The following is a 16056-nucleotide window of genomic DNA, read 5'->3' on the forward strand; positions in this document are numbered from 1 at the left end:
TTCCTCTTGTTAGATCACGCCGGTAAGTGACTTTTTATAAGCATGGACAGCCGGCGACTTGTAGGCTTCTGCGATCTGAAGCAGGTGGTTGATCTCGTCGGTGAGGCCGTTCGAGCTGGGGCCGGCAAGGTTGGCCATCTGGGACTGAGGAGCCATGCCGCTGTCCTTCGCATGTAGGGCAGCGGTGAGCCAGCAGGCGGTTAGGTGAGCATCGCCCAAGTGTGACGGGACGGACTGGTGAGTGATGTGGTGGTGCGCCAGATCGAGTGCAGCAGGAGTGACGTAGTTCCGCAGGACGATCATCGCGTCCCTGATCTCTATCACTCTCCGGTAAAGACGGAGCTGGAGAGGGATCGCCGCGCCCTGGAAGCGCTGCTTCGGTCCCAGGATGACGTCGGGGGTGGCAGTGGTGAGGTCCAGCCACAAAGGGGCAAGTTCTTGGTAGGATTTCCCATCGCGCCAGCGATCGCGTGCCTGTGCCAGGACGGGAAGTGCCACCCCCACTGCCATGAACAGAGCTTCGATGCCTGTGACGGGCGAGAACAGCGGAGCGAAGGCTGCCGAGCGCGTCTGCACATACGCAAGTTTCAGAACCCACAGTAAGTCCGCGAGAAGCATGCCGGTACCGAACAGGCGTAATCCATAGCGCAATAGCCGAGGAGTGCCGGGCCGGCCGTAGCTCCAGCACACGAACCCGCAGATACTGTCCGCGACCAGGTGAAAGGAGAAAAAGATCCACCAGTAGGTGTCCGGAACGTTCGGGGTCGTTGATGAAGGAGTGATCACGGTACGGGCGTGCGGGGGAGCATTGGCGTCCAGAATCACGAGAATGGTGATGACCGTGATGGCGGCACCGAACACCAGAGCAGTGTGACGGTGTCGTCCTGCGGCCCCACACATGAACCACAGCACTGCGGCTGCGTCAATGATGCCGAAGGTGTGCGTGGTCAAGTCGATCCAGTGCTCGTCTGGGACCACGTGCGCCAGCGCGGCGGTAACGGGTTCGAGGTGCGTCGACATCGCGAGAGCAATCATGATGACTGCGAACCACAAGGGCCGTTGCTCCCGGTCACGGATTCCCTGTGGTGCACGGACGACCGCTACGACCCACAGTGCGGATATGCCGGCGGTCTCTATCCACGGCGGCATGATGCTCCTGGGTGCCGGGTTGCCCGCAGTCCCATGGCGGACTCCAGCCCGCCCAGCATTCCGGAGAGCAGAGTCGGGGCGGGGACGCGACCAGCAGCCTCCAGGATGAGGCTGGCCATCATCTCCGCTTCCTGTTCCTGCTCATCGGAGTACCGGATGCGAGGTAGCGCTTGCCGGATGGACGCTGGGTCCGCGATGTCGATCAACCGGTACAGCTGCTGGTCATCGCCTGCTGACCGGTGGCCGCACACCATGTGCCCGATTTCGTGCACGATGATGTGCTCTTGATGCAAGAGGCTGGTCTGCGAGTCGTAGAAGATATAGTCGCCGCGCTCAGCGACCAGCCACATACCCGACGGTGTGCCGGGAACCGTTGGAGTGGGTAACGGGAGCAGATGCAGCGGGCGGTCTCGCTCCTCTGCCAGTCGGCTGCACAGTTCTTCTGCGGAGAAGGGCTCAGGCAAAGGGATACCGCCGATCACTTTCTGGCAACGGCGGCGCAGACGCCTCCAGCGCATCTCGGTCGAATCTCCAGGGCTTGGCGGGGCAGGAGGGCACATGACCTGGTACTCGAGTCGCAACCGGTTGTCGGGCGGGCTCATGTGCGTGGCGGAGACGGAGGCTGTTTCGAGCCTTGCTCCAGTTCGCGAATCTGGCGGATCATGTCCGCAGCCATCCGTTTCCCCTCGGGGGACAAGGCAGAGAGATCGCCGCGCAGGTACACCGCACTTACCCCGGCCTCGGCCATGGACTCATCTAACTCACGGCGGGCCAGGCCTTCCTCGTCGATCACCCTTCGGGCTACATCATCGTCGGTGAAGTACGACACAGGTACGCCGAAGTACCTGGCCAGAGCGCTCAGATGTCGCAACGTCGGATTAGTGCGCTCGCCACGATGCAGCTGCCATAGGTACGCGCCGGAGAACGTCTCGCCCGACTGCGCGGCGATCGCAGCCGCCAACGCTCTGTAGGACGGTTTGTCGGCCTTGCCTGGATCGGCGTGAAGCGTGAGTAAATGATCGAGTTTCTCTGCCATGGATAGCTGACGCCGGGACGCGCTGGCCTCGTCGCCGTTCATCGCCTAACCCCCTATGTAACGCGCCCGCGTTGGGGCCCTCTTCGAGTCCTCCGCAAACGGCATCAGCTGGAATTGATGTGATGCTTCCCGACTGCTCACACTAGTTGCTCACCCACGGAGCCGTCTGCTCGCAGGGCCTGTAGTTCGCCAGTCCGGGCAGGCGCCCTGATGGCACGCCGATCTGTTGGCGATGGAACACACGCGGACTGGGTCCGCCTCGAATCTGCCGGTGACGCTGAGGCTCTTCCCGGTGGAGCGCTCATGGAGCGATCACCAGGCCGGCAGGTGATCTTGTTATGCCAGGCCCGTCACCAAGATCAAGGCGGGAGTGGAGAGGATCGTGCGACCGCAGGCTTGTCTCAAAGTTTGTGGTACCGCATCAACTCTCAAGCTAGGGTCCTCTCTTGCGTCGATCACGTTAGCTGAAATGAACACCCTGAGGGCCGGTTACCTATGTGAGCTTGTGTCTTGACGCCATCAGGGTTCAAGGCGTGGTTGCTCGACCGATCAGCTGTTGTGCCAGGGGTGGGATCCAGTGTCCCCCTTGTGAGGGGGAGTGAACTCAACGGGGAGTTGCTGAAGCATGCTGAACAGACGCCAGCGCGCCGGCAAGCAAGACTGCTACTGGGCCGGGAGTGGGCCGTCGCAAGGCGGTAGCCCCCGAGGGTGCCAGTCCATCAAGCCTCGGGGGAGCAGCAGCATTGCCCTGACGTTTGTCAGCTCACCCCTCTTCGAAGGATCCCAAAGCACCTGTTATACCCCGTCGAGTGCCGTGCGGTTGCCAGGAGTAGGGGCGGCCAACGGGAGGGCGCGATGAGCATCGCGGCCGGGCGTACGACACACCAGGCCGGGAGCGCCCACCGTCCCCTCCGGGCGGACACACCGGCGGCGGTCAAGCTACGGCCCGGGAATCCCCCGCTGCTGGGGCTGGGCATGCGTCATCGTCTGCGTACCGCTGTCTTTGCCCTGCTCCATGACGCGCCTCTGGTCGACCAGTCTGATGCGACGCGACTGACCGCGGTCTTCCTGGCCGACAAGGCCAGTGCCGCTACAGACCACGCAGCTGGCCAGGCAGGCGAGTTGGGACGCCGGCTGGGCGTCTCCGAGTCCCAGATCGACTACTCGGTCCCTCCCTCCCTGCGCAGCTCCCACACCTTTATGTCCCGGTCCACTGCTGACGTCCGAGGAAAGGCGAACGGGCTCTACGGCAACACGCCTGTCTGGCGAGCGCTGCGGGTCGGCCGCACATATCCGCTCGCGCGGACGAGGCGGGGACTCGCCAGCAGTAAGGAGGAACAGTGACGCAAGCGACCCTCCGATTCCTGGGTGTTGATCCCGATGTTGAAGAGATCTACAGACTCTTGCTGCGCCGCGGAGGCTTCAGCCAGGTGGAACTGGCACGCCACCTGGCCGACGACGTACAAGACGAAGACGTCGTACAAGACTCGCAGGCCATCTACCGTCGACTGACGGAAACCGGGCTGGCCACCGAGACTTCAGACGGGGTCCTGGCGCCTGTCTCGCCGGCCAAGGCCGTGGAGGGACTCGTGGAGAGCAAAGTGGACTGCCTCCGACATCAGTTGGAGGAGGCAGCCACCAGCAGGAGAATCGTCGACAGGCTGCTCGCCGAGCATGGAAAGTCTTTGGACGGTGGAGCTCAAGCCCCCAACAGCAACAGCACAACCCAGCACATCGAGGGCATGGCCTCCGTACGAGCCGCTATTGACGAGCTCACGTTCTTCACTCGGGCGGAGAGCCTGACAACCAGCCCAACCGGTGTCCTCAGCGAGGAAAGCATCGATCATGCACGGCTGTTGGACAGCCGAATCCTCCGCCGCAATGTACACATGCGGACTCTCATGGCTGCGCGAGCACTTGAGGATCCCACCACAATGAACTATTTGCGTGAGCTCGTCTCAAAAGGGGCGCACATACGGATCTCCTACGAACCTCTCGAGCGCCTCATCATCTGCGACCGAGCCGCCGCACTTACACCCATCGACCCTGCCAACACCCCCAAGGGGGCAATCCTCACCCGTGACCCGGGCCTGGTAGCTGCCCTTGTCTCGCTGTTCGAGCGCATGTGGCAGACGGGGCGCGACCTCCCCTCGTCTGACGACGGCGAGGCCACGACAACCGGCTTCGCCAACTCCTTCCAGCAGCAGATCCTCCGCTCTCTCTACGCGGCGGAAAAGGACGAGACCGGGGCGCGTGAGCTCGGCATTGCCGTCCGTACATATCGAAAACACGTAGCGTCGATCATGCGGCGTTTAGGTGCCTCTAACCGCTTCCAGGCTGCCCTGCTGGCCCGCGAACGGGGATGGATCTGAGGTGGCGCGCAGGTCTTCTGGGACAAGCCCGTCGGAGGCTGCTACCCACAAGGCGGCCTTCGGCATCAGGCGTGGTCATCGGCGCATCGGGCACCACACGGGGTCGGGAGGCGCCGGCGCGGCAGGCATAAAAGGCGGCTTGGGAGTTCGCAGCTCATAGGCGTGTTTGACGCTATGGCCGTCCTGCTTCTCCGTCTTGATGAACGGGTGCACGTTCATCGGTTCTTCTGGGGACGAAAGCCGTGGCCTGCTTGAGGATCTCCACGTCCTCCCGCAGGCTCCGGTTCTCCCGTCGCAGGCGGGCAGTTCCTCCCATGCCCTGCCGGTCACTCCGGGCCGCGACCTGCGTTGGCTTCGGCCTGGCTGACCCAGAACCATGCCGAAGTCCCGTCAGGTCGAATTCCTGGCCCATCGAGCGCGCTCACCGTGCGGGCGCAGTTCGACGATCTCATCCTTGAACTCCGGTGTGAGCGAGCGGCAGAGGACGCAGGCAAGCTATTGCGTCCGCGAAGGCGGGTGGGTCACCAGCCTGTCCTGCGCGTAGCCAGCACACTCACAAGATCACGTCGACGTTGCAATGTGCAGTAAGTGGCTTCATAGGGGTACAGGAAGATGAGTTGCGGGCCTATCGATCAGCGGCTTGATCGGAGGCAGGGTTGTCCTCGAGGCAAGAGCAAGGAGCAGTGAATAACCGAGAGACGGAGTCATGATGCAAAGGCTGGCTTGTTCCTCTATGCAACGCACAGGCAAGGTAATTCCCCTCGCTGTTACTTCGATTCTGGAAGCGGCTTGCCGCACACCCCTCAGTACGGGCGCGGTGCGCGCCGGCATGCCTGAGGCTCAGAGGCCCACACCGGCCGTGGTTTCCACGGGCGACGTCAACGACTGGGGCTGAGTCCGAGCCCTGTGGGGCGCACCGTCGCGATGCCCTACGCCCACCGGCACACCTTCCAGTCAAGATGACTGGCGTGATAGATGCCTCGAGCCCCTGGTGATGCATTGAGGAATCCACCATTGTCCACCACGTATCTAGTGCAGATCAGCGGATCTTCCGGAGCCGTGCCCGAGACTGCCGCAGTGCGGTTAATTGCCAGCCTCCCCACGCGCTGGGGTGCCTCCCTGCTCGACTGCACTGGGAACACCGCCACGCTCGAAGTCAGTCTGCCTGGGAACTTCTCGCCCGCGGAGTTGATGAGTGTTGTGGATGCTGCACTGGCCGCGCCGGCGCTGCGCGGATGGGTCCGACGCGGAACGGCGAGCCGCCACCTTGACGGTGAAAGCTGAGCAAGCCACAGGGCTTCGTGTACTTCGGTGCGTGACGCATCCACTGCAAAGCGGATGCCGATAAGGCGAAATAACCAGGCATCGCCAGAGGATAAGCGTCATATTTGCCATGTGCTCGACGGCTGCCCCAGGTGCCACGAGCCAGCACCGGACACCGTTCCTCCGTAACACCGATCTGTATTCGATACGGACCGTACCTACGTCCTCGACTGCACCTGCCAGTCAAATCTGTCAGCAGAGTACGCGCTATCGCAAGTCGTTCACGCAAGTGTGAAAGGATGTGAAAGACCGTGGACTGGTCCCGCAGCGTAGTGGTGGTGGTGAGCCCAGACTCCTTCATTCGCGGTGTGGGCCGCCGCATCGTGGACGAAGTGCTGATCTCCGGCTGCGAAGAAATCGCGGCCCGGGTCGTGCAACCAGGCAGTCTGCTGCTGGACACCATTTACGACGATCTCGCCCGGAAACGAATATATTTCGGCACGTACCGGTACCGCGCCATCGACGCCCTCTACGGTCTCGGCCCCTCGTTGGCGCTCCTCCTGCGGGGCTCGCCCGGTATCCATCAGCACTTCACCGAGCTCAAGGGGTCCGGTCCACTGGAGAAAGCCTCCCGTGCTTCCCTCCGGCTCCGGTTCGCCGCCGTCAACACGATCCTGGGGCTCCTGCACGTCTCGGACAGCCCCGAAGAGGCCGAACTCGACTGGAAGACTTTCTTCGTCAGGGACTGGAACAACCCGGGCCCCAGCGAGCTGCCCGGGTCCCCCACCCGCCTGGGCACCCCTGGCGCGCGCGTGCTCGCCGGCCTCCTCGACAGCCCGCCCGGCACCGGGGAGAGCCGGGGATTCCTCCAGGTGCGCGACCAGCTCAGGCGCGGTCTCGTGGCGCACCTGTGGGAACTCCTGCCACACGCGGAGGCCGCCCCCATGGCCCGGCGCCTGGCCGCGCTCGACAGTGCCCCGCTGAGCGGCGAATTCGTCTCCCGGATGGCGAAGAGCCTGGACGGAGCCGCCGATCTCCTGCTCCGGCGGGCACTCACCGCGTCCTTCACCCCCGATGAACCGCCCCTGGACACGGGCAGACTGTGGCGGACGCTGAAGGGCCACGGCATCACGGTCGACCCCTGGGCCCGCGCCGTGCTCACGACCTGCCAGTACTTCCCGCCCCTCACCCACGCCGAGGACCCGCGGGACTCCGCGCCCCCCGTGGATGCTCCGCGGCTCGCCCACTCCGGCACGGAGCCCGCCGCTCATGGCTGAGACGGCGACAGCACGGCTCTGGGCCGGCGGGGAGGAGGCGGCCCCACACGGCACCCCGCGATGGGCCGTGGAAGAACGGCGACAGGTGCGCGGCACCCTCCTCGGTGCCCACCCCGCCCCGTATCCCTGCCACTTCGGGGCCATTGGTGAGAACAGGGGCACCAACCACTACACCTACTGGGATCTGCGTCAGAATTCCGCGAGCGAGGCGGAGGCGGTGGCGCGTGATCTCGGGGCGTTCGTCGGGATACAGCGCGCTCTGCCAAAAGAGCGTCTTTCGCTCCTCATCATGGCCGGACCGCCCCGGGCAGACAGGGATTTCGCCTGGTACCGGGGCTGGTTCTGGCGCATACTCTCCGCCCTGCATGAACACGACCGGGACCCGTGGCCCGCCGGTGTACCGGACGACCCGGAGGACCCGAAGTGGGAATTCACCTTCGCGGGAGAACCGCTCTTCACCTTCGGTACCTGTCCCCCCTACGGTCCGCGCCGCAGCCGGACGCTCGGCGAATGCCTGGTGATCGGCGTGCAGTGCAGAAGCGTCTTCAAGTCCATCAGTGGTTCCACGGCGGCCGGGCGCGTGGCAAAGAAGCGTATCCGCCGGAGCCTCGCCGAGTACGAGGACGTGCCCCTGCTCGCGGACGCCGGGGACGGTCAGGGCTCCACCACAGAGAAGTGGAAACAGTATTTCCCCGAGGTCGACGGCCAACCGCTGAGCGGAAAGTGCCCTGTCCAGTGGGAGAAACAGTGAAACAACAGGAGACGGCAACCGTCCGCGCCCAGGCCCCGGTTCTCCTGGTCGACGAGGAACTTCCAGACCGGTGGCCCGATTGCACCTTCCTCACCTCGCCCGCGTGGCTGAAGATGATGGGAGACCGGCCGCCCGGCCGCGGCTACTTCTTCCGGCTCGTACAGGACGGCGTCACCGTCGCCGCGACCAGCGGCTACCTCATCAAGGACCCCGACTGCTACGAGTCGTTCAACATCCACGACCTGCTGTGGCGAGACCCTCCCGTCTTCCCTGACCAGGGGAGGCCGCCCACCCGGGTGCCGGAGCGGGCCGCCTTCTTCCCCTTCCTCGCGATCGTGCAGCCCGGCTACGACTGCGAGGTGGTCACCGGGGTGCCGTCTGCGGAGGAAACGGTCCGTGGCCTCCTCGCCGAGGTCACCCGGTGGGCGCGCCGGGCGGGCGCGGTCTGCGCGGCCGTGCTCTACGCGGCCGGTTCCGCGCTGCCCGCTGCGCTCGACGCCGACACGGCCTGGCGCCGACGGCGCGGCACTGTACGGTCCGTCCTCGACGTACCCGCGGGAGGCTTTGACGACTACGTCGCCGGGCTGCCGAAGACCAGCCGCCAGAAGGTGCGCTGGGACCTGCGCGACCTGGCGCGCGCCGGGGTCCGCACCATACGCGCCGACGCGGCCGGACTCGGGGCCACGGAGGTACAGCTACGGATGAACCTCGTCGCCAAGTACGGGAAATACAGTGCCTGGGACGTGGAGCGATCCAGGCTGGAGCGGCTGGTCGCGCTCTTCCCCGCGGACCGCCTCCGCCTGTTCCACTGCACCACGGCCGACGGAGACGTGGTGGCCTTCAGCCTCTTCATCGCATACGGCGATCAGTGGCACGTGTTCTGGTGCGGGTTCGACTACGAAAACCCGGCATCGCGCAGGACGTACTTCGACGCGATGTTCTACTCGCCCGTGCGCGTCGCGCAGACCGAGGGGGCCCGGGTGATCGACTACGGCCTCGGTTACGAGAAGAGCAAGAAGTGGCGGGGGTGCCACGGCGCGCCACGCGACATCTGGGTCACCGACCTCGGCGGGGACCTCACCCGCTGGTTGGAGCCCGCCGCCCGGGGCGGCTCGGAAGGAACACCGACAGCCGGCGCGAACACCGCTGCCGGGTCATCGAAGCCATCGCCGGCCGACTGGAGAGGTCGTCTTGGACGTGAGGGCCACACAGCAAGCAGCTGAGAACTCTGCGCTGATCGATGAAGTCTTCGCAGCGGGATACGACTTCATCACGGGTGTGCCGGACTCCTGTCTGGCCGGTTTCCTGAGCGCGCTGGCCGCGCACGAGCGGGCCGGCGAGTGCTTCTTGCCCGGCACACGCGAGGACAACTGCGTGGGACTCGCGGTGGGAGCTCACCTCGCCGGTGCGACACCGCTGGTGTTCATGAAGAGCGCGGGGCTCGGGACCTGCGTCGACGCCCTGACCAGCCTGGCGCTGGTCTACCGGGTCCCGGTGGTGCTGCTGGTCTCCTGGGCCGGACACGACGGCCGCGACGTACCCCATCACAACGTGATCGGCCGGCCGGCCCCCGCCGTGCTCCAAGCCCTCGGCATCCCGGTCCTGCGCTGCCGGTTCGGCGACACCGCGGACATCGCGGAACAACTGCGCGCGGCGCTGAAGGAAGCGGTCTTCGTCCGCGGTCCCGTGGCGGTGCTGTGCGCGCCCGAAGGAGAGTGAGAACGGATGCTGACCAGAGACGATGCTCTCGCCCGGGTCGCCCGCACGGCCGGGGTCGAGAATGCGGCGGTGTTCGTCGGCAACGGGCTCAACCCGCGGGCGCTGCACGCGATCGCCGACCGCGACGAGAACTTCTACATGATGGGCAGCATGGGCCTCGCGCTGCCCCTGGCCATCGGGTTCTCCCGGCGGTCGGGCAGGACCGCGCTTGCGGTCGAGGGCGACGGGAACACCCTCATGGGAATGTCCGCCATGGCGCTGGCCCCGGCCGCACGCGGGCCGCTCGTGCACATCGTCCTCGACAACCAGGTCTACGAGAGCACCGGTGGTCAGCGGTCGCCCGCGCCCGGCTTCTCCTTCGTCGGGGTCGCCCGGGCCGCCCGGTACGCGACGGCGGTGTCGGTGACGGATCCCGAGGCCTTCTCCGAAGCGCTCTCGGAGGCGGTCGGCGCAATGCAGCCCGGCTTCATTCACGTACGCACAGCAGCCCACTCCGGGCCGCCACCGCCCCGGGTCCCGTACCACCCGGCGGACATCACGGCCCGGTTCACCGCCCGCTACCGCACATGCGACACCTGACGAAACGAGGTGACCCTATGAACGACCTGCGCATGGGCGTAGGTGTCCACAGCCCCATCACGGCGCTGCTGGCGGAGGAGGCCGGCGCCGACGTCCTCTGGCTCGGCAGTCTGGAGATGTCCACCAGCCGCGGAGTACCGGACCGGGAGGTCCTGGATCCGCACGAGATCGCCGGGATAGTCCGCTCGGTGCGGGCGGTGACCTCACTGCCGATCTACGTCGACGCCGACACCGGCCGGGGGAGCGACGAACTGGCCGTCCTGGCGACCAAGCTGTACGAGGAGGCGGGCGCCGATGCGATCTGCGTGGAGGACAACCTCTTCCCCAAGCGGAATTCGCTCGACGACCGCTTTGGCGGCCGGGAGCTGCTGGACCCGGAGGCCTTCGCCGGTCGGATTTCCGCCATGGCGGCCGCCCGCCGCTCACTGAAGGTTATCGCCAGGACCGAAGCGCTGGTGGCCGGCCACGGGACGGACGCGGCAGTCGAGCGGCTGCATCGTTACGCGGCCGCCGGCGCGGATGCCCTGTTCGCGCAGGCCAACCGGGCGAGCGCCGACCAGCTGCTCCCGGTGGTGGAGAAGATCGCGCCGCTGCGTCCCATGGTGCTGGCGCCTACGGTGCTACCCGACACCGATGCCGAAGCGTTCTCGGCGTACGGCCCGGTGACGGTTCTCTTCGCCAATGTGATCATGCGGAGCCTGGTGGCGGGGGCCTCCCGAGTGCTGCGGGAGGTGATGAGTTCCCGGCAGCTGACCTCGGTCTCGTCGGAACTCGTCGGCGTGGAGCGGCTGTTCGAGCTGACCGAGCGGGGCCGGGTGGCCGGGCGCGGCCCGGGGTCCGGCGCGCGGGCATCGGACGGGCAGGCGCCCGGCGCACAGGCACCGGGTGGACAAAGGCCCGCCGGGCAGGCACTGGAAGGTCAGGGGCCCGAGGCCGGTCCGGCGGCGGATGAGCGGCGGCCCGGTGGCGCCGTCACCGCGGCGGAGGGCTCCGTACCCGGCGCCGAAGCCGTGACGGACGTGCCGACCGACCGTGAGCGGGCCCGGTCGCTGATGGCCGGGGCGGCCTTCGACTACTGCGCGGGCGGCGCGGGGGACGAGGCGGGGATGCGGCGCAACGTGGAGCGTCTGGACGCCATCACGCTCACCCCGCGGGTCCTGCGTAACGTCTCGGAGCGGAGCACCACCACCGAGCTGTTCGACAGGCGGCTGGCCGCGCCGGTCCTGGTGACACCCATGGGGCTCCAGGCCCTGTGCCACCCGGACGCCGAGGTGGCCACCGCGGCGGCCGCCGACTCGCTCGGCCTCGGCTTCACCCTGTCAATGTTCAGTTCGCGACCCGTCGAGGACGTCGCACCGGCCGCCCCCGGCCTGTGGCAGCAGATCTACCTGCTGCGGGAGCGCGAGGTCAGCTGGTCGATGCTGCGCAGGGCCGAGGAAGCCGGGGCGGGCGCGGTGGTCTGCACCGTGGACGTGCCGGTCGTGGGCCGCCGCAGCCGGGATACGCGCAACAAGTTCAGCCGGTTCGACACGGCACCGCCCGCCATCGTGCGGGACCCGTCCTTCCTCGGCCTCCTCGAGCACCGCAGGAAGCGCACGCCCTCGCTCACCGCGGCCGACCTCGTGTCGGAGCTCTTTCCCGACCCTGCCGTCTCCTGGGCGGACCTGGGGAGCCTGCGGTCGCGTACCGGTCTCCCGCTGGTCGTCAAGGGAATCCTGCACCCGGCGGACGCCGAACGCGCCGTGGACGCGGGCGCCGACGCGATACAGGTGTCCACGCACGGCGGTCGGCAGTCCGACCGGCACGTGGCGTCGGTGGACGCGCTGCCCGCCGTGGTGTCGGCGGTGGGCGACCGGGTGCCCGTCCTGTTCGACTCCGGCGTGCGCAGCGGGGCGCACATCGCGTCCGTGCTGAGCCTCGGCGCGAGCGCTGTCCTCGTCGGCAGACCGGTGCTGTGGGGTCTCGCGTCGGGCGGCCGGGAAGGCGCCGGGAAGGCGCTCGCCTCCCTGCTGACCGAGCTGGACCACACCATGGCCCTCCTCGGGGCCCCCGCCGTCACCGACCTGGGTCACGTACCGACCGGTTCACGGGAGCAGGCATGACCACACCGAACATGAGCGGCAGCACCACGGCGCACCGCCACTGGGACGAGGTCTGGAAGACCAGCGGCGGCCGCGCCGACTGGTCCACGGTCGACCCCTGGGTCGCGGACACCCTTGGCCTGCTGCGCGACCGGAAGGTACGGGACGTGCTGGACCTGGCCTGCGGGGTCGGGCGGCACGCCGTCTTCTTCGCCCGGTCCGGCTTCACCAGCTGGGCGGTCGACGCGAGCGACGCCGCGATCGAGCAGAGCCGTGCGGCGGCCGAGGAGGCGGGCGTGGACGTCGACCTGCGAATCGGGCCGATGAACCAGTTGCCCTATCCGGATGACTACTTCGACTACGTGCTGGCTTACAACGCGATCTACCACGGAGACCGGGACGCAGTGCGGAGCCACGTACGTGAGATCCACCGGGTGCTGCGTCCCGGGGGTCTGTACCAGCTGACCATGCTCTCGCGCCGCAACCACAACCACGGCAAGGGGATCGAGGTCGGGCCGGGCGCCTTCGTGCAGCCGGAGGCAACCGACGACAAGGTGCATCCACACTTCTACTCCGACGCCGCGGAGCTGATCGCGATCAACGAGCCGGCTGCGCTGCTCCAGGCGCACGACGAGGAGCACTCGGCCCCCGGATCGTTCCACTGGCACTGCGTGTTCGAGCTGTCCAGGGAGGCAGGGGTGACCGAGTGAGGCGAGAACGCCGGTCGGCGCTGCTGGCGCGGATCGGGCGCCCGGCGCAGCTCGAGCCGTTCAGGGAGAAGAACTTCCGGTACCTGTGGGCCGGGTTCGCCGTCTCACTTTTCGGTGATGGCATGATGTTCGTCGCCCTGCCGTGGCTGGTGCTGTCGCTGAGCGACACCACCACGGCGCTGGCCGCGATCGGCGTGGTGATGGCGGTGACCGCCTTGCCCGCCGCTCTCCTCGCCGGTGCCTGGGTCAACAAGTACGGGGCCCGCAGGGTGATGCTCGCCGGGGACCTGCTGCGCGCGGTCGTGCTGGCATCGATCGGGCTGCTGAGCTTGGCGGACCTCCTCACTCCCTGGTACCTGTACGTGGGACTGGCCGCCTTCTCCGCCTCGGAGGCCGCCTTCGTACCGGCGTTCAACACCATGGTGCAGTCGCTGGTGCCGGCGGAGCATCTGGTCGGCGCCAACTCCGTTGACCAGGTCATCCGCCCCCTGATGTGGCGGCTGATCGGGCCGGCCCTCGGCGGCGTGCTGGTCGCCAGGTCCAGCGCCGACTGGGTGTTCGTGGCGGACGCGCTGACCTTCGCCGTGTCGTTCGGCTTCCTGCTCAAGGTGGGCGCCGAGCGTGAGCCGCTGGAACAACAGGAGCCCAGGAGCCTGCTGGCGGAGAGCCTCGACGGCTTCCGCTACGTGTGGCGGCACAAGTGGCTGCTCTACGCGTTCGCCGCCGGAGCGGTGACCGTGATCTGCGTGATGGGGCCGTGGAACGTTCTCGTGCCCTTCATCCTCCACGGTGACGCAGCGCACGGCGCGGAGACCTACGGGCTGGTGCTGGCCGTCGGCGGGGTCGGCCAGATCAGCGGCGCGCTCCTCGTCGGTGGGAGGTCACTGGACCGGCGGACGCTGCTCTGGCTCTACCTGGCGTGGGGCGGCATGGCGGGCGGGCTCGTGGGGTTCGCCTTCGACGCCTCGCTCGTGCCCGCACTGATCGGGAGCTTCGTGATCAACGCGGCGCTCGCCGTCTCCGCGGTTCTCTGGGGGGCGCTCCTCCAGAGCGCCGTGTCACGCGCCTACGTGGCGCGCATGTTCGGGATCGACTGGGCGCTGTCCCAGGTACTGGTGCCGATCTCCTACTCGCTGACCGGCACGTTCGCCGGGATCACCTCCACCGACACCACGCTGCTGGTGGCCGCCGTGGGCGGGCTGATCTGTGTCCCGGCCGTGCTGGTCGTCCGGCAGGCACGGCGCATACCGGAGATGAGGAACCCTTGAACGACGACACTGACATCACCACAGCCGCCCGGGGTGGCGGCACCGGCGCCGCCACCGACGACGTCGCCGCGCTGCTTGGACGGCGCTTCCCCTGGCCGGAGGAGAGCGGCGTCCTGCTGGCCGGGTCCACCACCGAGGGCGTGGCCATGCGCGGTTCCAACGTGAACGTGCTGGTACTCGACGCGCCCGATGACTGGACACCGGACCACGAGGGCACCGGGCCGGTGCTGCGGCCGATGAGCCTGGCCCGCAACCACCTCTTCTCCGGCGACCCCGTGGTCAACATGGACGTCCTGCGGCCACGCCCCCTGCGCGACCTGGCCGAGCTCGCCTCCGGCATGTCCCGGATACAGGACCCGGGCACCCCCGACCTGGAACTCCCCGTGCTCGACGTGCTGGAGATCCGTTTCCTCTCCCGGCTCCGCGGCGGCCGGGTGCTCCACGGACCAGAGACGGTGGAACGATGGCGGCAGCGTACGGGCGTGCGGTGGCTGCCCGCCTTCCACTGTGCCACCACCTACCTCACGGCCGACCATTTCCGCCGCAAGGCGATGACGGCCCATGCCGACCGGCTGCCGCTCGACGCCTCGGTTCTGTTCCGGCTGGCCGTCGAACACCTCCTCATCAGCGCGCTGGCCGCCGAGGGCCGCGTCCTGCACGAGGTGAAGAACCTGGGCCGCACCATCGGCGCCGTCCTCTCGGCCGGGGCTCGACCGTCACGGCTGTTCAAGGAGGCCGGGAACCTCCTGGACCACGGCACCGAGCCCGGTCCCGCGCTCTTCAGCCGGTTCGACGAGTGCTCCGCCGACCTGCTGCGCGGGCTCGGCGCCGCCCCACATGGCCACACGGCCGCCGAGTACCTGGCGGGACAGGGCCGCGCCGAGGTGGAGCACGGCCCCGTACGAGCCCGGGACCACACCGGGGCAGGACAGCGCCACGTCTGGGAGGCGCAGAAATGAGCACGGCCGAGCTGAAGGCCCCCGCCCTTCCCCCCACGGTCAGTGACGTCGTCGACGGCCTGGCCGCGCTCCCCGCGGTGCGGTCGGTCCGTATCGCCGGCTCGCGCGCACGAGGCAAACCCACCAGGCCCGACAGCGACTGGGACATCCTCGCCTATACGGACACGCTTCCGGCCTCCGGCGAGCTGCGGCGGCTGCTGCCGCCGGGTGCCGGATCCGGGGACCGGTTCGAGCTGCACACCGCGAACGCCGGGCACCCCTTCCAGGAATCGGAGTTCACGGTCCCGGTCTCGCCCAGGATTGACGTCTGCCTCCGGCCGCTCGTCCATCTGCGGCAGGAGGAGGGCCGGGCCGCCCGGGGGACATTCACCGTGCACTCCTATCCCAAGACCGCCGGCGGCGTGCCCTCGTACATCCTGCTGAGCGAGGCCGCGCTCTCGGCCCCCGTCCACGGTGACGTGGGTGCCCCGGCCTGCCCCGATGCGCTTGTCACCGCCGCGGGGCCGTGGTGGCGGGGGCGCGCCTCGTGCGCCCTGCTGCTGGCGATCGACCATGTCGCAGCGGGCGAACCGCTGGGCGCTCTGGAGCACGTGCTCGCCGCGGCCACCTCGGTCGCGCACTCCAGGCTGATCTCACGGGGTCGCTGGTACCCCATCACCAAACGCCTGCTCGACGAGGCCGGCGTCATCGACCCCAGGGCACGCGAGCGCCTGGCCGGGCTGTCTGCCGGCCGGCTGACCGAGGCCGTGGTGCGTCAGGTCGCGGACGACCTGGAAGTCGATGTGGACGACGGACTCGACTGGCTCGCCAGGGGCGAGCACATGGGCCCCGGCCGCCAAGGCCAGGACCTCGCGCGTATCGGCAACTGCTAGAACGAGAAGGAAGGCGTCAA

15 protein-coding genes are annotated in these 16056 nt (G+C 67.8%); 12 read left to right on the top strand and 3 right to left on the bottom strand.

Annotated features, from left to right (window positions below; translation table 11 throughout):
* Window positions 1-9: 9 nt before the first annotated feature.
* The 3 genes from ABZ851_RS35370 to ABZ851_RS35380 form a co-directional block, all read right to left on the bottom strand.
* Window positions 10-1149 carry an MAB_1171c family putative transporter gene (locus tag ABZ851_RS35370; protein ID WP_361136522.1) on the bottom strand — a complete coding sequence of 380 codons (1140 nt, stop codon included), beginning with the start codon at window positions 1147-1149 and terminating at the stop codon, window positions 10-12.
* Window positions 1134-1499 carry a hypothetical protein gene (locus ABZ851_RS35375; RefSeq protein ID WP_361136524.1) on the bottom strand — a complete coding sequence of 122 codons (366 nt, stop codon included), beginning with the start codon at window positions 1497-1499 and terminating at the stop codon, window positions 1134-1136. The genes ABZ851_RS35370 and ABZ851_RS35375 overlap by 16 nt, the downstream gene beginning before the upstream one ends.
* A gap of 248 nt (window positions 1500-1747) precedes the next feature.
* On the bottom strand, window positions 1748-2227 hold the full coding sequence (locus tag ABZ851_RS35380; RefSeq protein WP_361136526.1) for an XRE family transcriptional regulator: 480 nt from the start codon (window positions 2225-2227) through the stop codon (window positions 1748-1750).
* An 813-nt stretch (window positions 2228-3040) separates the two neighbouring features.
* Between ABZ851_RS35380 and ABZ851_RS35385 the strand changes: the two genes are divergently transcribed.
* From ABZ851_RS35385 to ABZ851_RS35440, 12 genes are all read left to right on the top strand, one after another.
* A complete protein-coding gene (locus ABZ851_RS35385) occupies window positions 3041-3529 on the top strand; it encodes a hypothetical protein (RefSeq protein ID WP_361136528.1) in 489 nt (162 codons plus the stop codon).
* On the top strand, window positions 3526-4557 hold the full coding sequence (locus tag ABZ851_RS35390) for a LuxR C-terminal-related transcriptional regulator (protein ID WP_361136530.1): 1032 nt from the start codon (window positions 3526-3528) through the stop codon (window positions 4555-4557). Before ABZ851_RS35385 ends, ABZ851_RS35390 begins: the two co-directional genes overlap by 4 nt.
* Window positions 4558-6131: 1574 nt before the next feature.
* Entirely contained in the window at window positions 6132-7097 is a 966-nt protein-coding gene (locus ABZ851_RS35395) for a nucleoside-diphosphate kinase (protein ID WP_361136532.1), read from the top strand.
* Between the two features lie 85 nt (window positions 7098-7182).
* Window positions 7183-7848 carry a YqcI/YcgG family protein gene (locus tag ABZ851_RS35400; protein ID WP_361136534.1) on the top strand — a complete coding sequence of 222 codons (666 nt, stop codon included), beginning with the start codon at window positions 7183-7185 and terminating at the stop codon, window positions 7846-7848.
* Window positions 7845-9071, top strand: a complete 1227-nt coding sequence (locus ABZ851_RS35405) for a GNAT family N-acetyltransferase (protein WP_361136536.1) — start codon at window positions 7845-7847, stop codon at window positions 9069-9071. Before ABZ851_RS35400 ends, ABZ851_RS35405 begins: the two co-directional genes overlap by 4 nt.
* Window positions 9046-9567: a thiamine pyrophosphate-binding protein gene (locus ABZ851_RS35410; RefSeq protein ID WP_361136538.1), complete on the top strand. Its 522-nt coding sequence runs from the start codon at window positions 9046-9048 to the stop codon at window positions 9565-9567. Before ABZ851_RS35405 ends, ABZ851_RS35410 begins: the two co-directional genes overlap by 26 nt.
* A gap of 6 nt (window positions 9568-9573) precedes the next feature.
* Window positions 9574-10146: a thiamine pyrophosphate-dependent enzyme gene (locus tag ABZ851_RS35415; protein WP_361136540.1), complete on the top strand. Its 573-nt coding sequence runs from the start codon at window positions 9574-9576 to the stop codon at window positions 10144-10146.
* Between the two features lie 17 nt (window positions 10147-10163).
* Window positions 10164-12248 (top strand): alpha-hydroxy-acid oxidizing protein, encoded by a 2085-nt coding sequence (locus ABZ851_RS35420; protein WP_361136542.1) that lies wholly within the window; start codon window positions 10164-10166, stop codon window positions 12246-12248.
* Window positions 12245-12937, top strand: a complete 693-nt coding sequence (locus tag ABZ851_RS35425) for a class I SAM-dependent methyltransferase (RefSeq protein ID WP_361136544.1) — start codon at window positions 12245-12247, stop codon at window positions 12935-12937. The genes ABZ851_RS35420 and ABZ851_RS35425 overlap by 4 nt, the downstream gene beginning before the upstream one ends.
* Window positions 12934-14205 carry an MFS transporter gene (locus ABZ851_RS35430; RefSeq protein WP_361136546.1) on the top strand — a complete coding sequence of 424 codons (1272 nt, stop codon included), beginning with the start codon at window positions 12934-12936 and terminating at the stop codon, window positions 14203-14205. Before ABZ851_RS35425 ends, ABZ851_RS35430 begins: the two co-directional genes overlap by 4 nt.
* The gene (locus ABZ851_RS35435; RefSeq protein ID WP_361136548.1) at window positions 14202-15164 is read left to right on the top strand and encodes a hypothetical protein; all 963 of its coding nucleotides are present in this window, start codon (window positions 14202-14204) and stop codon (window positions 15162-15164) included. The genes ABZ851_RS35430 and ABZ851_RS35435 overlap by 4 nt, the downstream gene beginning before the upstream one ends.
* Window positions 15161-16036: a nucleotidyltransferase domain-containing protein gene (locus ABZ851_RS35440; protein WP_361136550.1), complete on the top strand. Its 876-nt coding sequence runs from the start codon at window positions 15161-15163 to the stop codon at window positions 16034-16036. Before ABZ851_RS35435 ends, ABZ851_RS35440 begins: the two co-directional genes overlap by 4 nt.
* Window positions 16037-16056 lie beyond the last annotated feature (20 nt).

This window comes from Streptomyces sp. NPDC047049, assembly GCF_040643995.1.
In the GTDB taxonomy this organism is placed as follows: Bacteria; Actinomycetota; Actinomycetes; order Streptomycetales; family Streptomycetaceae; genus Streptomyces; species Streptomyces mooreae.

Coding starts and splice junctions, on each gene's coding strand:
- ABZ851_RS35415 (WP_361136540.1), top strand. CDS start 9,574: ATGCTGACCAGAGACGATGCTCTCGCCCGGGTCGCCCGCACGGCCGGG.
- ABZ851_RS35375 (WP_361136524.1), bottom strand. CDS start 1,499: ATGTGGCTGGTCGCTGAGCGCGGCGACTATATCTTCTACGACTCGCAG.
- ABZ851_RS35385 (WP_361136528.1), top strand. CDS start 3,041: ATGAGCATCGCGGCCGGGCGTACGACACACCAGGCCGGGAGCGCCCAC.
- ABZ851_RS35440 (WP_361136550.1), top strand. CDS start 15,161: ATGAGCACGGCCGAGCTGAAGGCCCCCGCCCTTCCCCCCACGGTCAGT.
- ABZ851_RS35370 (WP_361136522.1), bottom strand. CDS start 1,149: ATGCCGCCGTGGATAGAGACCGCCGGCATATCCGCACTGTGGGTCGTA.
- ABZ851_RS35380 (WP_361136526.1), bottom strand. CDS start 2,227: ATGAACGGCGACGAGGCCAGCGCGTCCCGGCGTCAGCTATCCATGGCA.
- ABZ851_RS35425 (WP_361136544.1), top strand. CDS start 12,245: ATGACCACACCGAACATGAGCGGCAGCACCACGGCGCACCGCCACTGG.
- ABZ851_RS35420 (WP_361136542.1), top strand. CDS start 10,164: ATGAACGACCTGCGCATGGGCGTAGGTGTCCACAGCCCCATCACGGCG.